Source organism: Prevotella sp. AGR2160, assembly GCF_000424185.1.
Lineage (GTDB): Bacteria > Bacteroidota > Bacteroidia > Bacteroidales > Bacteroidaceae > Prevotella.
This window is the reverse complement of the sequence record NZ_AUJK01000008.1, coordinates 84,111-103,901: the sequence shown is the minus strand read 5'-3', so window position 1 is coordinate 103,901 and position 19,791 is coordinate 84,111. Positions and strand designations below refer to the sequence as shown.

Genomic DNA, 19,791 nt, shown 5'->3' with positions numbered 1-19,791 from the left:
GTGAACGCAGCAATTTTTTGTCACGCAGAGTTTGCAAATTCAAAAGAAAATGGTAATTTTGCATCTGAAAAGAACAATCGCGGTGGGCATTACGCCTTCCCATAAAAACTACAAATACAATTCAATAGAAAAATGGAAGAAGCCTTCTTCAGAACTCATGACTACCTCCTGGAGCATACGAACGCCCCGGTCCGTCGCACCCTTATGGATGAGATCGACTGGAACGACCGCCTTATCGGCATTAAAGGTACGCGAGGGGTAGGGAAGACGACCTTCCTGCTGCAGTATGCCAAGGAGAAGTTCGGTGTCGGTAACCGCTCTTGTCTGTACGTGAATATGAACAACTTCTATTTTCATGGCAACGGCATTACTGATTTTGCCCGCGATTTCGTCAACCATGGCGGCAAGACCCTCCTCATTGACCAGGTGTTCAAGGAACCCGACTGGAGCATGGAGCTCCGCCGTTGTTATGACCTCTTCCCGCAGCTGAAGATCGTCTTCACAGGCTCCAGCGTCATGCGGCTGAAAGAGGAGAACCCCGAACTCAATGGTATCGTGAAAAGCTACAACCTCCGCGGCTTCTCTTTCCGTGAGTTCCTGAATCTGCAGACCGGCAATCACTTCCATCCTTATTCCCTGGAAGATATCATCAATGATCATGAGCATATCGTCCGGGAGATCCTCCCTCTGGCCTCCCCGATGAAATATTTCGACGATTACATTCATCATGGCTTTTATCCTTTCTTCCTTGAGCACCGTAATTTCTCGGAGAATCTGCTGAAGACGATGAACATGATGACGGAGGTCGATATCCTACTCATCAAACAGATTGAGCTGAAATATCTCACGAAGATCAAGAAACTCTTCTACCTCCTTGCCCTCGCCGGCCCCAAAGCACCGAATATCAGTCAGCTGGCGCAGGAGATCGAGACGAGCCGCGCTACGGTGATGAACTATATCAAGTATCTCGCCGATGCCCGCCTGATCAATATGATCTATCCCGTCGGACAGGCGTTTCCGAAGAAACCGGCGAAGGTGATGATGCATAACTCCAACCTCCTTTACGCGATCTATCCCATAGCTGTTGACCGCCAGACGGCGATGGAGACATTCTTTGTCAATACGATGTGGAAGGATCATGTCGTCTCGTCGAGCAATAAGGACGGACAGTATATCATCGACGGTACGCGGAAGTTCCGCATCTGTGACGCTCAGGGCGGTCAGAAGATCCGGTATAACACCGATACGTATTATGCCCGTTACAATACGGAGATCGGAAAGGGAAATCGTTTGCCGCTGTGGCTCCTCGGATTCCTCTATTAAAAGTAAAAAATTAAAAAAGTAAATTTCTGTAGGGATTTGATTCATCATGTTCCGCTAACGCAAAGAAATAAAGACACTAAAAATATACAATAACATTTTATATCTATAAAAATGGCTAAAGAAAAAAAGTTTATCACTTGTGATGGTAACACCGCTGCCGCTCACGTAAGCTATATGTTTACTGAGGTCGCAGCTATCTACCCGATCACTCCGTCATCTCCGATGGCAGAGCATGTTGATGAGTGGGCTGCAAAAGGCCGTAAGAATCTGTTTGGTCAGACCGTATCTGTTCAGGAGATGGAGTCTGAGGGTGGCGCCGCCGGTGCCGTCCACGGTTCCTTGCAGGCTGGTGCCCTGACATCTACCTACACGGCTTCTCAGGGTCTGCTGCTGATGATCCCGAACATGTACAAGATTGCCGGTGAGCTCCTCCCCTGCGTCTTCAATGTTTCCGCCCGTACGCTGGCTAGTCACTCCCTGTGTATCTTCGGTGACCATCAGGATGTGATGGCTTGCCGCCAGACCGGCTTCGCCATGTTCTGCTCCGGTAGCGTCCAGGAGGTCATGGATCTCTCTGCTGTTCCTTATCTCTCTACGCTGGAGAGCTCCGTTCCTTTCATCAACTTCTTCGATGGTTTCCGTACTTCTCATGAGTATCACAAAATTGAGGAGATGGATATGGAGGATATCCGTCCGCTCGTTAATCCCGAATGGATCAAGCGCTTCCGTGACCGTGCCATGAGTCCGGAGCGTCCTGTGACCCGTGGTACCGCTGAGAACCCCGAGACCTTCTTCACGCACCGTGAGGCTTGCAACTCCTACTATGACAAGGTTCCCGCCATCGTTGAGAAGCACCTCGCCGAGATCAGCAAGATCACCGGCCGTGAGTACCACCTCTTCAATTACTATGGTGCTCCCGATGCAGAGAACATCATCGTTCTGATGGGTTCCGCTACGGAGCCGGCACGTGAGGCCATCGACTTCCTGACCAAGCAGGGCAAGAAGGTCGGTATGGTGGCCGTCCACCTCTTCCGTCCGTTCTCCGTTGAGGCTATCCGCAAGGCTATCCCCGCAACGGTGAAGCGTATCGCCGTCCTCGACCGTACGAAGGAGCCGGGAGCAGAGGGTGAGCCGCTGTATCTCGATGTCAAGAGCGCGCTGTATGACGATCCCCGTCATCCGCTCGTTGTCGGTGGCCGTTATGGTCTCGGTTCTTCTGATACGACACCGGCTAAGATCGTCGCTGTCTTCAAGAACCTCGAGCTCCCCGAGCCGAAGGATCACTTCACCGTGGGTATCGTTGATGATGTCACCTTCACTTCTCTGCCCGAGGAGGAAGAGATCCCGATGGGTGGTGACAGTCTCTTCGAGGCTAAGTTCTTCGGTCTGGGTTCTGATGGTACGGTCGGTGCCAACAAGAACTCCGTACAGATCATCGGTAACAATACCAACAAGTACTGCCAGGCATACTTCTCCTACGACTCTAAGAAGAGTGGTGGTTTCACCTGCTCTCACCTGCGTTTCGGCGATGAGCCCATCCACAGCGCATATCTCGTGAACACGCCGAACTTCGTGGCTTGCCACGTTCAGGCTTACCTTCACATGTATGATGTCTGCCGTGGTCTCCGTGACAACGGTACGTTCCTGTTGAACACGATCTTCGACGGCGACGAGCTCATCAACTTCATCCCGAATCACGTGAAGAAGTACTGGGCAAAGCACCATATCAAGGTTTACTATATCAACGCCGGTAAGATCGGCCAGGAGATTGGTCTGGGCAACCGTACCAACACTATCCTGCAGTCCGCTTTCTTCCGTATCACGAAGGTCATCCCCGAGGATCTCGCCGTAGAGCAGATGAAGAAGTTCATCGTGAAGTCTTATGGTAAGAAGGGTGAGGATATCGTCAACATGAACTATGCTGCCGTTGACCGTGGTGGTGAGTACAAAGAGCTCACTGTCGATCCCGCTTGGGCTAACCTGCCGGAGGACGAGAAGAAGGTTGATGACGCTCCCGACTTCGTCAAGGAGGTTGTCCGTCCGATGAACGCTCAGGCCGGTGACCTGCTGAAGGTTTCTGACTTCGTGAAGCACGGCACTGTCGATGGTACATGGGAAGTAGGCACCGCCGCTTATGACAAGCGTGGTGTGGAGGCCTTCGTCCCCGTCTGGAATCCTGACAACTGTATCCAGTGTAACAAGTGTGCATTCGCTTGTCCGCACGCTGCCATCCGTCCGTTCGTCCTCGATGAGCAGGAGAAGGCCGGCTTCGACGGCAAGACCATCGATATTCTTGCTCCGAAGGCACTGAAAGGTATGCAGTTCCGTATTGAGACTTCCGTCCTCGACTGCCTCGGCTGCGGCAACTGTGCTGATGTCTGCCCGGGTAAGAAGGGTGAGAAGGCGCTGAAGATGGTTCCGTTCAATGTGGACGCTCCCGATATGATCAAGGAAGCAGAGAACTGGACTTATCTGACGAAGAACGTCAAGTCTAAGCAGGATCTCGTAGATATCAAGCAGAGCCCGAAGAACTCTCAGTTCGCTCAGCCCCTGTTTGAGTTCTCCGGCGCTTGCTCCGGCTGTGGTGAAACGCCGTATGTGAAACTCATCTCTCAGCTCTTCGGTGACCGTGAGATGATTGCCAACGCTACCGGTTGCTCCTCTATCTACTCCGCTTCTGTTCCTTCTACGCCGTATTGCAAGAACGAGAAGGGTCAGGGCCCTGCCTTCAACAACTCTCTGTTTGAGGACTTCTGCGAGTTCGGTCTCGGTATGACCCTCGCCAACAAGAAGATGAAGAAGCGCATCACGATGCTGCTCCAGGAGCTCATCGCCAAGGACGATACGCCCGCTGACTTCAAGGCTGCCGCCCAGCAGTGGATCGACAACCAGAACGATGCTGACGGCTCTAAGGCTGCCGCTGCCGCTCTGAAGCCGCTGATCGCCAAGGGCGCTGAGGCTGGCTGCCCGACCTGCGCAGAGCTGAAGACCCTCGACCACTACCTCGTGAAACGTTCTCAGTGGATCATCGGTGGTGATGGTGCTTCCTACGATATCGGTTACGGTGGTCTCGACCACGTCCTCTCCACGGGTGAGGATATCAACATCCTCGTACTCGATACGGAGGTTTACTCCAACACCGGTGGTCAGTCTTCCAAGGCTACGCCGCTGGGTGCCATCGCACAGTTTGCCGCTGCCGGTAAGCGTGTGACGAAGAAGGACCTCGGCTTGATGGAGACGACCTACGGTTATATCTATGTCGCTCAGATCGCTATGGGTGCCGACAATGCTCAGACGCTGAAGGCTATCCGTGAGGCTGAGGCTTATCCAGGCCCGTCTCTCGTCATCGCTTACGCTCCGTGTATCAACCACGGTATCAAGGGTAAGGACTTCGATGGCAAGGGCAAGCGTGGCATGAACCGCAGCCAGCATGAGGAGGCTCTCGCCGTTGAGTGTGGCTACTGGCATCTGTGGCGTTTCAACCCCGAGCTCGCCAAGGAAGGCAAGAATCCGTTCCAGCTCGACTCCAAGGAGCCGCAGTGGGATAACTTCCAGAAGTATCTCCAGGGTGAGGTCCGCTTCGCTTCTCTGAAGAAGGCCCGTCCTGAGGAGGCTGATGAGCTCTATGCTGAGACCGAGAAGGCTGCTAAGCGTCGCTATGCTTCCTATGTCCGCAAGACGAAGGAAGACTGGAGCGATGCTGCCGAATAAGCAATAGCTATCCTAAATATAAGAATCCTGTGGGGGCGACCTCACAGGATTTTTTTGTTTACCCGTTTGGGCGGAACATGATAAATCATGTCCCTACGGCAAATACATTCCGTCGTTTTCATAATTGCCGTTAAAATTTTATGTTTTTCCAAAATATCGTTGTATCTTTGCAAGACAAAAAAATAAACAACGAAACGAATGAAACAATGAATCTGAAAATACGTTTGTCAGTACTGACATTTCTCGAGTTCGGCGTCTGGGGCGCTTATCTGACCTGTATGGGAAATTACCTCGGCGTTGCCGGTTTGGGAGCCGAGATCTCCTGGTTCTATGCCATCCAAGGTATTGTCTCTATCTTCATGCCGACACTCATTGGTATTGTCGCCGATAAATGGATTCAGCCGCAGAAGCTCCTCGGAATCTGTCATCTTCTGGCCGGCGCTTTCATGCTGTCTTTATGGGTCATGGGCTTGTCGGCCGGTTTCGGACAGGAGATCCCGGACAAGGGGCTTTTTATCGCCCTCTATACTCTGAGTGTCGCCTTTTACATGCCGACGCTGGCACTGACGAATACCACCGCCTTTACGGTATTGAAGAGCCATGGCGGTGATACCGTCACCGATTTCCCGCCGATCCGTTCCTGTGGTACTGTCGGTTTCATTATCGTCATGTGGTTTGTCAACTGTGCCGTTTGGGACAATGGCTCGTTCTCAATGACGCTGGCACAGAATGCGCATAAGTTCCAGTATACCTATAACCAGTTCCTCGTCTCCGGCCTGCTGAGTCTTGTGATGTTCTTCTATGTCTTTACCCTTCCTCAGTGCCGTATTGTCAGGGAGGAACGGGAACAGAAGAAATCACTGATGGAACTCCTCGGCCTCGATGCCTTCAAACTCTTCAAAGAGCGCCGTATGGCGCTGTTCTTCATCTTCTCCGCCCTCCTGGGAATGTCGCTGCAGGTGACGAACAGTTTTGCCGGTCCGTTCATCTCCAGTTTCCAGGGTAGTAGTGATCCTGTCATCGCTACCTCGTTTGCTGCCAGTAATGCCACGTTGTTGACATCGATCTCCCAGGTCAGTGAGGCATTCTGCATCCTGCTCATCCCTTTCTTCATGAAACGTTATGGCATCAAGAGCGTGATGCTCATTGCGATGTTCGCTTGGGTACTGCGCTTCGGATTCTTCGGTATCGGCAATCCGACGATGCCGGGTGTGCTCTTCTTCATCCTCTCCTGTATCGTATACGGTGTCGCCTTTGACTTCTTCAATGTCTCCGGCGGTATCTTTGTGGACCGGGAGTGTGACCCGAAGGTAAAGGCATCGGCGCAGGGACTGTTTATGTTGATGACCAATGGTCTGGGCGCGACGATAGGAACGCTGTCGGCCGGTGCTGTTGTCAATCATTTCTGTACGTGGACGGATCATGGCGATTCCTCTTATCTCATGGGAAACTGGCAGGCCTGCTGGTTTATATTTGCCGGTTTCGCCCTCGCCGTAGGGTTGGCGTTCGCTTTAGTGTTTAAGCCTCATCATCAAGTGAAAAATCATGAATAGTAAGATAGAAGTTCATATTGAGGGATTCACCGATGTCGTCGGCGATGAGGATCTCGGTCTGCTGATTCTTGCCAATGACAAGAATGACCGTCAGATCTCCCTGCCCTGCGAACAGGATATGCTCCGGGAGTTTGTACGTCGCATGCATCATGAAGACGGCAATGAGCATCGTCTCCCGGAGGTTCTCGGAGGAATCCTGCAGCGGGATACGCTGGGCCATTACGAAGTGGTCATCAACGCGCTGAAAGACGGAAAGTATTCGGCCCTCATCGTCAACGAGGACACGCTGGACCTGGCACCTGTCCGTGCCACGGATGCTGTCCTGTTTGCCTATGTCGCTCATCTAAAGATTTTTGTGGAATCAACCTTATGGCTGCATCAGAGTGCTCCTTTCTCTGAACAGGACAGCAAGACGGGACGTCTGGGTATTCCTATTAACGTGTTGAGTGACGATCTGTTGCGGAAAGCGCTGGATGACGCTATCCGTCGAGAGGATTATGAGGCAGCGTCACATATTCGGGATGAGATCAACCAGCGTAAGAAGAATAAACCGGAGAAGTCATGAAAGAGGCTCGTTATTTCTATGTTCCTCGGGCAGCCGACGAGAAAGAACTGCCGATGGAGGAAGCGCTCCATGCCCTCCGCGTCCTTCGATTGAAGAGTGGCGACGAGATGTTTCTCATGGATGGAGAGGGGACTTTCTATCGTGCTGTCGTTACCTTGGCGGCAACGAAGCATTGTATGTATGAGATTCAGGAGGCATTACCCCAGCAGCCTGCATGGCGGGGAAGGATTCATCTGGCTATCGCCCCTACGAAGATGATGGACCGTATGGAATGGATGGCGGAGAAGGCCACGGAGGTCGGTTTTAATGAGTTGACTTTTCTGCATTCGAAGTTCTCCGAGCGTAAGGTCGTACGTACCGTCCGTCTCGACAAGATCGTTGTCTCAGCTATGAAACAGAGTCGTAAGCCGTGGAAGCCTGTCGTTAATGGTATCTGTGGTTTCAAGGACTTTATCCATACCCCGCGTCCGGGCAGGAAGTTTATCTGTCATTGTTACCCGGAAATAGAGCGGAAGGACTTCTTTACGGAGGTCTGCAATGCCGTAGGGGAGGAAGGGGAGGATATCACCGTTCTCGTCGGTCCTGAGGGCGATTTCTCCATCGATGAGGTTCAGATGGCTTTGGAACATGGCTATGAGAGTGTTACCCTCGGTACCTCCCGGCTACGAACGGAGACGGCAGGCCTGGAGGCTGTTATGATGGCTAATTTAGCGAGAAGAATATGAAAAATATCAAAGATATCATCGGAGGCCTGCTCGTGCTGGCCTCTGTCTTTTTCGTCTCTTGTTCGGGAGACAGTTATCTCAATGCCGTTCCCGGAGACAGCAGGGCATTGATCTCCCTGGATCTTACCCATCTCCAGGAGGCCCAGGAAGGAGGTCGCGCTGCCACCTTTCTGAAACGAACGCTCGGTGTTGTAGACCCTGGTGACTGTGGTCTTGACCTGAAGCATAAACTTTATCTTTTCGAGTCCGGTGACGGTACTCTCGGCCTCTGTGCGAAGGTTGATGATGAGGATGACCTGACCGACTGTTTTGACAACTTGGCAAAACGCGGTCTGTGTGTCGGCGTGAAGAAATACCGCAAATGCCATTTCACCTTATTAAAGAATGCGTGGGTCGCCGGCTGGTCCGACGAGGCCTTCCTCGTTATGGGTCCCGTCACGCCGTCCGCTGCTGCCACGCTGCAGCAGCAGATGGCGGAATATCTCAAGGAAGATGAGGATCAGGGCGTGAAGAGTCAGCCGCTCTTCGACCGTCTTGACAGTATTGACGCGCCGATGGCGATGGTCACGCAGGCCCAGGCTTTGCCCGACCAGTTCGTGGCGCCTTTCGTCCTCGGTGCCCCGCAGAATGCCGATCCCTCCGAGGTGCTCATCTCCGCCACGCTCCAAGTGAAGAAAGGAATACTGAACATTACGGGTAAGACGTTCTCCTTCGATGGAGGCATCAACGAGGCCCTGCAAAAGGCTCAGCGTCAGTACCGTCCCATCCAGGGACATTATCTGCCGACGATGCCGTCCACGGCTCTCTTCGGTATGTTCATGAATGTCAACGGTCCGCAGTTTCTGCCTCTGATGCAGGCCGACAAAGGTCTGCAGGCCATCCTTATGGGGGTTAACCAGGCCATTGACATGGATAATATCATCCGTAGTGTCAATGGTGATATGGCGATTGTCATGCCTAAATATTCCGAGAAGGATCTGCAACTCACCATGGCCGCGAAGTTGGCAAACAGCAACTGGACGAAGGATGTCAGCTATTGGAAACAGAGCGTGCCGAATGGCGGCAAGATCAGTGACTGGCGTCCCGGTGCCTGGTATTACAGTAGTGACAAGACGAGTTTCTATTTCGGTGTGAGCAAGGACCTGCAGTTCTATAGTGGCAGCAGTGCCGCCTTGGCCGACCATAGTCTCGTAGCCTATCCGCAGCCGCTCAATCCTGCTGTGCAACAGTTGATCCGTGGCAAGCGTGTGGCAATGGTCATCAATCTCGGTGCCCTTGGCAAAGGGCATAGCGCGTTGACGGCCGTGAGTGGCATGCTGGAGCCGTTGTTTGGTAAGGTGAATACCATTGTATATGTGATCAAATAATTTGATCAAATAAATGTGATCAAGTAAAATTTTTATATCCATCATGGAAAAAATTACATTTCAGTCTATTGTCCCACAGGTCTTCTCCGCCCATGCGGAGGAGCTGCACAGTGATATCTGGAATACGGAGGTCACTTTTGAGCGGGGACACCTCTATCTCGTAGAGGCAGACAGTGGAAAAGGAAAGAGTACGTTTTGTAGTTATATCGTCGGATACCGACATGACTATACGGGTACCGTCTCTTTCGATGGCCGTGACACCAAGGAGTTTAAGGTGAATGACTGGGTGGACATGCGCCAGCGTCATGTATCCCATCTTTTTCAGGAGCTCCGTCTTTTCCCGGAGCTGACGGCTTTGGAGAATGTGGAGATCAAGAACAACCTCACGCATTTCAAGGACCGCAAGCAGATCGTGGAGTGGTTTGATAGGTTAGGCATTGGCGACAAGCTCGACGCGAAGATCGGCCGCATGTCGTTTGGCCAGCAGCAGCGTGTGGCGATGATCCGTGCGCTCGTGCAGCCCTTCGACTTTCTCCTTGCTGATGAGCCGATCTCCCATCTTGACGACCGTAACTCCGCCATCATGGCAGATATCATGATGACGGAGGCGAAGGCACAAGGGGCCTGCGTTATCGTCACGAGCATCGGTAAGCATATGAAACTTGATTATGAAAAGACATTGAAACTATGAATCTCGTTTGGAAATTACTTCGTCAGCATATCAGCGTACCGCAGTTCGTCGGCTTCTTCTTCGCCAATCTCTTCGGTATGTTCATCGTCCTTCTCGGTATACAGTTCTACCGTGATGTTGTTCCCGTGTTTACGGCTGACGACAGTTTCATGAAGGCCGACTACCTCATTATGAACAAGAAGATCGGCACGGGAAGTACGATCAGTGGCCGCAGCAATACTTTTACGCCGGAGGATATCGCAGATGTGAAAGCGCAGAAGTTTGTCCGTCGCATGGGAGTCTTCACGCCGACGGAATATAAGGTCAATGCATCCATGGGAATCAACGGCACGAACGTGCTGAACTCTGAGATTCCTATCGAGTCGGTCCCCGACGGCTTTGTCGACGCACCGAAGGGGCAGTGGAAATGGAAGGAAGGAGATCCTGCCGTGCCCATTATCCTGCCGCGCGCTTATATCACGATGTATAACTTCGGTTTCGCGCAGAGTCACTCTCTGCCGAAGATCAGCGATGGTCTCGTCGGCATGATCGACTTCCAGTTGTTCATCCAGGGCAATGGCCACAGCAATGGCTTTAAAGGACGGGTTATCGGCTTCTCTTCCCGTTTGAACACGATCCTTGTGCCGCAGAGTTTCATGGATTGGAGTAATAACTTCTTCTGTCCCGGACAACATAGTGAGCCCTCCCGTATCATCGTCGATCCGTCGAATACCGGTGACCAGAGCATCTCTCAGTATCTGCAGAAGAAAGGCTACGAGATAGAGGATGACAAGCTCAACGCCGAGAAGACCACCTACTTTCTGAGGATGATGGTGACGATGGTCATGATCGTTGGTCTGATCATCTCGATCCTGAGTTTCTATATCCTCATGCTCAGTATCTATCTGCTCGTACAGAAGAACTCGTCGAAGTTGGAGAATCTGTTGATGATCGGCTATAGTCCGAATGCCGTTGCGCGCCCTTATCAGCTGCTGACGATCGGACTGAACATCGCCGTGCTCCTCATCGCGTGGATTATCCTCTTCTTCGTGCGCAACTATTACATGGATATCATCGAGACGCTGTTCCCGCAAATGGACGACGGCACCATGCTGCCGGCTCTCCTCATGGGTGTGGCCCTCTTCGTCCTCGTCTCCATCTGTAATATCATCGCCATCCGCAGAAAGATCATGAGCATCTGGGAGAGAAAAGAATAAAGTCTTATCCTCAACCCCTCCTCCAAGAGGAGGGGAGGGAATGGTCTCTTCCTTTGCAAGGCTCAGACCTGTCTTTTTTATAAAAAAGATGAAGAAAAATTTGGTGGAATGAGAAAAAAGTCGTACTTTTGCACTCGCTTTTGAGAAAACAAAAGACAAGCACATTGCTTGGAAGAGCAATGAGGGCGTTTAGCTCAGTTGGTTTAGAGCATCTGCCTTACAAGCAGAGGGTCGGCGGTTCGAATCCGTCAACGCCCACCTTATTATATATAAGGGTGGTTTCCAGAGTGGCCAAATGGGGCAGACTGTAAATCTGCTGCTTCTAGCTTCGGTGGTTCGAATCCATCACCACCCACAACGACAGCCGTTACTTCCTGAAGTGACGGCTGTTTTTCTTTCCTATTCGGTGTTACAGGAAAAAAATCGTCGTGAACTGAAAAATTAACAGTTTCGTAACATAAGTTTTGAAAATTTTTTGTTAATTTTGCAGCGTAAACGCTTAAAGAGATTTAAACTCGACAATTTAACAAATTTATTTTCAATTCTTATGTACAAGAGAATCTTTTCTTTTGTAGCCATGTTGATGATAACTTTTGCATCAGTCATGGCACAGGTTACAACTTCTTCCATGAGTGGAAAGGTTGTAGCAGGTGGTGAAGATGTTATCGGCGCTACCATTACCGCAGTACATGAACCTTCCGGCACACGGTATAATGCCGTTACCAATGAGAATGGTCGTTTTACCATTCAGGGTATGCGTGTCGGCGGACCTTACAAGGTAACCGTGAATTATATCGGTTACAAGGATGAGGTCCTCAACAACATCCAGCTTTCCCTGGGTCAGACGCGTACCGTCAATGTAGACCTCAAGGAAGATGCCCAGCAGCTCGGCGAGGTCACTGTAACCGGTAAGAATGGTCGCAACAGTGGTGGCGCCGCTGCCAACTTCAACCAGCAGCGCATTGAGAATACGCCGACGATCAGCCGTGACATCTATGATGTTGCCAAGCTCTCCACGCTTGTCTCCACCTCCCGTGTCGGTGGTATCTCCATCTCCGGTATCAACAACCGTTACAACTCCTTCCAGATCGACGGTACCGTCAGCAATGATGTCTTCGGTCTTGCCTCCAGCGGTACGAACGGTGGTCAGACGGGTGCCAACCCGATCTCCATGGATGCCATCCAGGAGCTGCAGGTCAGTGTCGCACCTTTCGATGTCCGTCAGAGTGGTTTCACCGGTGGTGCCATCAATGCCATTACGAAGAGTGGTACGAACCAGTTCCATGGCAGTGCTTACATGTATTATACCAACCAGGATATGTACAGCAAGTACAACCGTCTGCACGACTACGCTGAGGAGAAACTCTCCGAGCGTTCCACGAAGACCTATGGTGCTACCTTCGGCGGTCCTATCGTGAAGGACAAGTTGTTCTTCTTCACGAGTGCCGAGTATAAGAAGACAGAGGCCCCCGCTACGATCTATCCGGGGTATATCAGCTCTTATGTCACGGAGTCCTCTCTGCAGCAGATCGCTGATAAGTATAAGTCTCTGACTGGTTTTGAGGACAGCTACGGCAAAGGAACGCTGGGTACGAAGGCCTTCAGTTTCCTAGCCCGTTTGGACTGGAACATTGATAACAACAACCATTTGGCTTTCCGTTATCAGCACAACGACTCTTACGATGATAAGGACGGATTGAGCAGCAACACTTTCACGTTCAACAACTCCAGCTATCGTATGAACAACAAGACGAACTCCTTCGTCGCTGAGTTGAACTCTCATATCAGCCCCGTCCTCTACAATGAGGCCCGTGTCTCTGCCAGCTTCATCCGTGACAACCGTAATGTCGGTTATCAGGGTCCTACGGTACAGATCAGCAATGTCCTCGGTGGCGACGGAACGTCCAACAATACCGTGAATATTGGTACGGAGTTCAGTAGTGGTGCCAACTATCTGAATCAGGATATCTGGTCTATTGAGGATAACCTCTCTTGGTACCTCGGTAACCATAACCTCACCTTTGGTATCCATGACGAGTTCTATAAGATGAAGAACCTGTTCATCCAGGCTTCCAATGGTGCTTGGTATTACAACTCTCTGGAGGACTTCCTGGCTGATAATCCTTGGAAGTATACCTATAAATATACGGATCCTGAACTTACCGGTGGCGACACCCGTTGGACTCCGAATATGAAGTATGGTCTCTTCGGCTTCTATGCTCAGGACAAGTGGGATATCACTCCGCTGTTGAACCTGACCTATGGTATCCGTTTCGATATCAACGATACGTTCAACAATCCTACGACGAACGAAGAGTTCAATTCCTTCGCAGCTGAGCATAACCTCGGTGTAGAGGTGGGTAAGATGCCGAGTGCCAAGCTCCTCGTCTCCCCGCGTGTCGGTTTCAACTGGTATACAGACGATAGCCGTCGCACCCTGCTGCGCGGTGGTATCGGTATCTTCTCCGGTCGTGCTCCTTATGTATGGCTCTCCAACGCCTTCGTCAACAATGGTGTAGAGGCTAAGGGTACAACCATCACGAAGAATGTTCCTACGCTCACCCAGTATGCCAAGGATCCTCTGGGTGCTGCCAGCCAGTCTACTGCCGGTCTGTCTCCGGATATCGTGACGATCTCCAAGAACTTCAAGTTCCCGCAGGTACTCCGTATGAACCTCGCCCTGGAGCAGACGCTTCCCGGTGATGTGAAGATGACATTGGAAGGCCTGTATTCCAAGAATATGAACAACGTGTTCTTCGAGAATCTCGCCTATAAGGATAACGGTGATAAAGTCTATGCCGTCGAAGGTGTGGATGCTTCCGCCGTTACTTCCTATAGTAAGATTGAGAACAAGCTGCCTTACTACAGCATCATCAACCTCCGCAACACGAGCAAGGGTTATTCCTATAACTTCAGCGTGAAGGCTGAGAAGACCTTCGACTTCGGTCTCTACTTGATGGCCAGCTACATCTTCGGTCACTCTTACAGTGTGAACGATGGTACCTCTTCTGTCGCTTACTCTAACTGGAAGTATAACTACAGCCGTAACACGAATGATCAGAACGAGCTCAGCTGGTCTAAGTTCGATATTCCTCACCAGGTTCGTATCCAGGTTGCTTATCAGTCACCGAAATATTGGAATGGTTGGATGAGCACGGATGTTGCCATCAACTACAATGGTTTCAGTGGTGGCCGCTATTCTCTGACGATGAACGAGAAGGCTGACTACAACAATGATGGTTGGCGCGGCAACAGTCTGCTCTATATTCCTACGAAGGAGGAGCTGGCACAGATGCAGTTCACCGATACGAAGAAGCTCACTGCCGAGCAGAGCCGTCAGATGTTTGAGGAGTGGATTGAGAATGATGACTATGCCAAGAATCATCGTGGCCAGTATGCTAAGCGCAACTCCAACATGACTCCTTGGGAGAATGAGATCAACCTCCATGTTGCTCAGAACATTTATAACATCAAGGGCATCGGTAAGATGCAGCTGACGTTCGATGTCATGAACTTCGCCAACATGCTCAACAAGCACTGGGGCGCTCACTACAGCAATGCTTACAACCTCAGTCCGCTGACACTTACTGCTGTGAAGAATGGTGTCGGTTACTTCCAGTATAACACCAACAGCAAGCCCGTTGCCAGTGATGTTGCCAGCCGTTGGCATGCACAGGTGGGTCTGCGCCTGGAATTCTAGGAAAAGTAAAAAATTAAAAAAGTAAAGAATTAAAGCGTAAAGAATTAAAATTCCCGCAAGGAAGAGAATAAAATTAATCCCCGTCATCGTTTGGATGGCGGGGATTTTTTCATTATGATCCGTTTGTAGGTGGGATCAGCCCTTGAGTTTTTTCAGCCGCCGTTTGGCAAGGGAGTGATTCGGACAGAGTTGCAGGGCCTTCTCATAATTCTTGATGGCGGCCTCTTTCATGCCCTCCCGCTCACAGTCCTTACCCATGAGGGTATATTCCACGGCGAGGTGCTTGAGGAACTTGTCCTGTTTCTCCTTTTCCTTCTTCATGGCCTCATTCTCTTCCTTGAGGTCCTTGATCTGCAGGAGAAGGTGGTTGAGTTTCTGGCGGATGAGGCGCCGCGGCCCTGGTTTCTCAATATCATAACGACTGTGGATAGCGAGGAAGAAGTTGTCGAGGGCCGCCTGCATGTCGCCCTTGTCGAAGGCGCTGACGGCATCGGCATATTCCTTGTCAGCCTTACTCTGCGTCAGGGCACTTTGGATCATCCGTTGGTCATTATAATGAGAGGCGAACTGTTTCACCTCTGTACGTACAAAGACGTCATGGGGCTGGATGGGCTCGTTGAGACTGATGCCTTCCAGGGAGGTGCAACGGGAGAGGGCGACATAGGTCTGTCCGCCGGCGAAGACGCCTCCCGTGAAGTCGATCTTCACCTGGTTGAACGTCAGTCCCTGACTCTTATGGACGGTGATGGCCCAGGCCAGTCGCAGCGGATACTGGTGATAAACGCCGATCTCCTCTTCCTCCACCTTCTGTTCCTTTTCATTATAGGTATAACGGACATTACTCCAGAGGGCCTCATTGACGACGACCTCCTTGCCGTTCTCCAACCGTACGTAGATATTCGGCTCTTCCTCATCATCATTGAAGAGGACATCATCTTCGTCGGTCGCTTCTTTGACGTCATATCCCGTGACGATACCGAGGGTGCCGTTGACCCATCGGTGGTCCATATCATTCTTAATGAAGATCACCTGTGCGCCGACTTTCAGGCGTAGTTCGATGGGTGTGGGGAGCATGCTGTCGGGGAAGTCCCCTTCTTTATAACCTTTGAAGAGCACTTCTTCACCTTCAAGCTGGTTGAGTTGTTGCTGGTTGATATAATCCACGGTATCCCGACGTCCGGAGAGGGTGATGGCGAGTTGGTCATCATTTTGGTTAAGGTTGGCGCCGACGCGCCGGTTGAGCATCTGCAAGTCACGGGAGGTTGCCGTGGAGGTACGGATATTGTCGAGGATACCGATAAAGACGGGATCGCTCTGCCGGTATACTTTCTTGAGTTCGATACTGACAAGGCGGAACTCGCGGAACACCCTGGCATCGAAGAAGAAAGCGGAGGGATAGAAGGGCTCGAGGAGGCGGCGGTCATCCTCTCTGACGACGGGCTCGAGTTGATAGATATCGCCTACGAGGAGCAGTTGCTTGCCGCCGAAGGGCTCCCGCATGTTCCGGCAGTAGACGCGCAGCACCTTGTCGATGAAGTCGATGATGTCCGCCCGCACCATGCTGATCTCGTCGATGATGATGAGTTCGAGACTCTTGATGAGGTTGATTTTCTCACGGTTGTACTTGAGGGTCTCCCGGAGGTTCCTCACACTGTACCGGATATCGTTCGGCAGAAGGGGATAGAAGGGAATCTTGAAGAAACTGTGAAGGGTGCTGCCACCGGCATTGATGGCCGCGATGCCCGTTGGCGCGAGGATGACATGTTTCTTCTTCGTGTGGGCGGCGATATAGCGCAGAAACGTCGACTTGCCCGTCCCGGCCTTTCCCGTGAGGAAAAGGGAGCGACGGGTATATTGGATGATCTGCAGGGCATTCTGCAGTTCGGGATTTTCCAGGTCGATTGTTTCGTTGTTGGACATATTAAATAATGTGGTGGTAATATCGGCAGGCACCGAGACGGAGCTCGGGGTGGAAGATGATGATGAAGTCACGGAGGACACGCTCGGGATGGAATGGTGTCTCCTCGTAGAACGGCACTTTCGTACAGTCAGCACCCCATACATTCTTTTTTTGCCAGGCTTTCATCTCCGTATAGCCGGGGAAGGCCGCCTTTAACTGGGCGAGCGTTGTCGGAGTTGTATCATATTTATAGAGCCAGAAGTCGGCATTGCCGGCATCATTGAGGACCTTCTCGAAACTGAGAGAGAGGGAGCCCGTGCTCTTGTCCTTACTGTAGCAATAGGCAGCCCCGGCATCACGGATGAGGGCGGCGACACTGCTCTCTCCGCCCGGCACATACCAAGTGCCGCCCGTCTTCAGTTCGGTGATAACGGTAGGTCGTTTTGTCGTCTTTGCCGCTTTACCCTGCAGGGCATGGTAGGTACTGTCGGTAACACGGAAGATACTGTCGGCGGTCGCCTCCTGTCCAAAGAGCAGTCCATAGAATTTCACCCATTCCGCTCTGCCGAGGGCACTCGTCTCCATATAGTCGGCCGCCTCGATGAGCGGGATATGCAGTTTGTCGAGTTTCCCATAGCCGCCACTGTTCTCAAAAGGTGAGAGGATGAGCGCGTCGGGACGGGTGTCGATGATCTTCTCGATGTTTGGTGTCATACTGTTGCCGCAGTTGGCGATCTTACCCTGTCGGACGGCGGTCTTCACCCACGGGAGGTTCATATAGTCGAGGTCGCAGACGCCGGCCACGGCCTTCGCCTCGTGAAGTTCCTGCAATAGGGCTGTATGGACACTCGTGAAGACGATGGAGCGGGAGAGGGGCGTACGCACGAGTGTGGCACTGTCCTTGGTCAGGGCCTGAGCCTCTTCGGGGATCTCTTTCTCCGATTTCGGGACGAGGATATAGCGGTGGAGCGTTTTGCCCTGATGCCAGGGATCGGCGAGGCGCACGTCGGTATAGCCATCGTGTTTGACAATGACGAGCTGACGGGCATAGCGCATAACGACAGTATCCCCGCCATCTGCCGTGAGCCCTGTGTGGGCACCGTTGCAGCCGGCGAGGATACAGCCGAAGAATAGAAGGGATAAATGCTGGATCTTCATTTGCTTCGGGATGGTTTCTATAAACGTTGGCGACTTGCGCTTGCAAAGCGCAAGCACACGACGGCAAGCCGTTCTTTCCTTGTCGTTAGAACGGCAGATCGTCAGCGGCACTGTTGCCATCGGCGGGCTGCTGCGGCGGGAAAGGAGCGGCGGCACCGTTATCTGCGGCGGGAGCAGCGGCAGCACCTGCCGGCGGGAAGGGTGCGGCGCCTGCCTGCGGCTGGTTACCGGTGTTGACAGCATTGGGATCTACGCGCTGTACGTTCCATGCACGGATATCGTTGAACCAACGGCCGTTGTACTCATGGCAGTCGATATCGAAGCTGACGGTGAGCTCCTCACCACTCTGGATATTGAACTGTTTGATACGATCTGCGCCGAAGACACGGAAGCAGCACTTGTGAGGATACTGTTCGTGGGTCTCGATGACATAATCCTGAGAAGCCCAGGGGTTACCGGTGCGCTGAGAGACACCACTCTGCTGCGGCAATACCGCGATGATTTTTCCTTGTATTTCCATTATCTAAATGTTTTAATATTTTCGGGTTCTTAGGTAAAACCTGCTTTTATTTTGCGAAGTTACGAAAAAGTTTGGGAAAAATGAAATTTTTCGAGGATTATTTTTTCAGCAGGGCCTCGCAGAGCTTGCGCTGGAGGACGCGGGCATCGAGGACGCTCATCTCCGTGTCCATGATGGCGAAGCAGTACTCATGGCCGTCAGCTCCCGTGGTGAAGCCGGCGAGGGACGAGATGCCGTAGGGGTGGGAGAGTGTCCCCGTCTTGGCGTGTACACGGCCTCTCGTCAGCGGACTGACCATCTCCGTGCGCAGGGTACCGTCGACACCGGCCGTCGGCAACTGTTTCATCATCACCTGATAGATGTCGGGATGATGGCGGCCGTAGAGGAGGGCGGCGCAGAGGGCCTTTGGTGAGAGGAGGTTATGGATACAGAGTCCGCAGCCGTCATGGATGCAGAGACCTTTATCTTTCTGTTTCAGACTGTCGGCGAGGAAGGTGCGGAGATATTTCACGCCGGCAACAGTCGGATCGGCGGCCTTCGGGTCGAGGTGATGGCCGATGGTATAGAGCATGGATGTTGCCTGCGTGTTGGCACTGTGTTTCCACATCCGTTCCGTGACGGCGGTGATCGGCGTGTTACGGTAATGGATGAGCTTGGATCCACGGACGACCTTGTTCTTCACGACGATGATCTGGTCCTTCGTGAGTTGGATGCCATTCTGATGGAACGCATTGAGGACGGCTTGGATGATCTTGTCCTGACCTTTATAGAAAATGCCGAAACTGGAGAAACTCAGATCCCAGGGGTACCAGTGGGGCTCGCTCTTCACGGGATCAGTGACGGGGAGACTCAGCAGCAGATGGCCGTTGAGTTTCTTCACGCCTGCTTTCTTCGCCGCGGCAGCAAAGGGCATGAAGTCCTGGGCCTTGAATGACGGATCGAGGCTGCCGAGGAGGCTCATGGAGCCGTTGACGGTGCCGTTCTTCGGTTGTCCGTGGAGGAAGAGGGCCGTATAGTAGAGGTATTTCGTTGAGAGGAGGTGCAGGCCTGCCGTACCGGAGATGAGTTTCAGACAGGAGGCGGAGTGCAGGGGCTGTTTCTCGTTGACGCCAAAGACGGGCTTGTCGGCCGTGATGTCGTAGACATAGAAGGCGAACTGTCCCTTGCAGCGCGGCTCGGCGGCGAATTTCTTCAGTCGGCTGACGACAGCGGTGTCCACTTGGGCCGCCTTTTTGGCAGTCGTGGTATTTTGTGTTTTTTTAATCTTGTCGTTGTGATTCCCACAGGAGGAGAGCGCCGGAGCCAAAAGAGCGGCAGCTACACCTATATATAATAGTTGTTTCTTCAGATTCATGATGGTGCTATATATGTCGCGTATATTT

General features: G+C 52.0%; 13 protein-coding genes and 2 tRNA genes. 11 read left to right on the top strand and 4 right to left on the bottom strand.

Annotation, left to right across the window (positions count from 1 at the left end):
* Positions 1 to 132 precede the first annotated feature (132 nt).
* The 11 genes from G604_RS0107035 to G604_RS0106985 all read left to right on the top strand — a co-directional run bounded on the left by G604_RS0107035 (position 133) and on the right by G604_RS0106985 (position 14,831).
* A complete protein-coding gene (locus G604_RS0107035; protein WP_028909962.1) occupies positions 133 to 1,323 on the top strand; it encodes an ATP-binding protein in 1,191 nt (396 codons plus the stop codon).
* A gap of 111 nt (positions 1,324 to 1,434) precedes the next feature.
* Positions 1,435 to 5,034: a pyruvate:ferredoxin (flavodoxin) oxidoreductase gene (gene nifJ, locus G604_RS0107030; protein WP_028909961.1), complete on the top strand. Its 3,600-nt coding sequence runs from the start codon at positions 1,435 to 1,437 to the stop codon at positions 5,032 to 5,034.
* Between the two features lie 206 nt (positions 5,035 to 5,240).
* Positions 5,241 to 6,587: an MFS transporter gene (locus G604_RS0107025; protein ID WP_028909960.1), complete on the top strand. Its 1,347-nt coding sequence runs from the start codon at positions 5,241 to 5,243 to the stop codon at positions 6,585 to 6,587.
* Complete coding sequence (locus G604_RS0107020) at positions 6,580 to 7,152, top strand: UvrB/UvrC motif-containing protein (RefSeq protein ID WP_028909959.1); 573 nt, start codon at positions 6,580 to 6,582, stop codon at positions 7,150 to 7,152. The genes G604_RS0107025 and G604_RS0107020 overlap by 8 nt, the downstream gene beginning before the upstream one ends.
* The gene (locus G604_RS0107015) at positions 7,149 to 7,877 is read left to right on the top strand and encodes an RsmE family RNA methyltransferase (RefSeq protein ID WP_028909958.1); all 729 of its coding nucleotides are present in this window, start codon (positions 7,149 to 7,151) and stop codon (positions 7,875 to 7,877) included. Before G604_RS0107020 ends, G604_RS0107015 begins: the two co-directional genes overlap by 4 nt.
* Positions 7,874 to 9,244, top strand: coding sequence for a DUF4836 family protein (locus tag G604_RS0107010; protein ID WP_028909957.1), 1,371 nt, complete (start codon positions 7,874 to 7,876; stop codon positions 9,242 to 9,244). Before G604_RS0107015 ends, G604_RS0107010 begins: the two co-directional genes overlap by 4 nt.
* Positions 9,245 to 9,287: 43 nt before the next feature.
* Positions 9,288 to 9,935: an ATP-binding cassette domain-containing protein gene (locus tag G604_RS0107005; protein ID WP_028909956.1), complete on the top strand. Its 648-nt coding sequence runs from the start codon at positions 9,288 to 9,290 to the stop codon at positions 9,933 to 9,935.
* The gene (locus tag G604_RS0107000; RefSeq protein ID WP_028909955.1) at positions 9,932 to 11,131 is read left to right on the top strand and encodes a hypothetical protein; all 1,200 of its coding nucleotides are present in this window, start codon (positions 9,932 to 9,934) and stop codon (positions 11,129 to 11,131) included. The genes G604_RS0107005 and G604_RS0107000 overlap by 4 nt, the downstream gene beginning before the upstream one ends.
* A 183-nt stretch (positions 11,132 to 11,314) precedes the next feature.
* Positions 11,315 to 11,389 (top strand) — tRNA-Val (locus tag G604_RS0106995).
* Between the two features lie 15 nt (positions 11,390 to 11,404).
* Positions 11,405 to 11,486: transfer RNA gene (locus G604_RS0106990), tRNA-Tyr, on the top strand.
* 192 nt (positions 11,487 to 11,678) lie between these two features.
* Positions 11,679 to 14,831, top strand: coding sequence for a TonB-dependent receptor (locus G604_RS0106985; protein ID WP_028909954.1), 3,153 nt, complete (start codon positions 11,679 to 11,681; stop codon positions 14,829 to 14,831).
* A 135-nt stretch (positions 14,832 to 14,966) separates the two neighbouring features.
* On the opposite strand, the gene G604_RS0106980 is transcribed toward G604_RS0106985, so the two are convergent.
* From G604_RS0106980 to G604_RS0106965, 4 genes are all read right to left on the bottom strand, one after another.
* A complete protein-coding gene (locus G604_RS0106980; RefSeq protein ID WP_051220266.1) occupies positions 14,967 to 16,751 on the bottom strand; it encodes an AAA family ATPase in 1,785 nt (594 codons plus the stop codon).
* Between the two features lies 1 nt (position 16,752).
* Positions 16,753 to 17,889, bottom strand: a complete 1,137-nt coding sequence (locus tag G604_RS0106975; protein WP_028909952.1) for an ABC transporter substrate-binding protein — start codon at positions 17,887 to 17,889, stop codon at positions 16,753 to 16,755.
* Positions 17,890 to 17,974: 85 nt separating this feature from the next.
* The gene (locus tag G604_RS0106970; protein WP_028909951.1) at positions 17,975 to 18,409 is read right to left on the bottom strand and encodes a DUF3127 domain-containing protein; all 435 of its coding nucleotides are present in this window, start codon (positions 18,407 to 18,409) and stop codon (positions 17,975 to 17,977) included.
* A 97-nt stretch (positions 18,410 to 18,506) separates the two neighbouring features.
* Positions 18,507 to 19,763 carry a D-alanyl-D-alanine carboxypeptidase gene (locus tag G604_RS0106965; protein ID WP_028909950.1) on the bottom strand — a complete coding sequence of 419 codons (1,257 nt, stop codon included), beginning with the start codon at positions 19,761 to 19,763 and terminating at the stop codon, positions 18,507 to 18,509.
* Positions 19,764 to 19,791 lie beyond the last annotated feature (28 nt).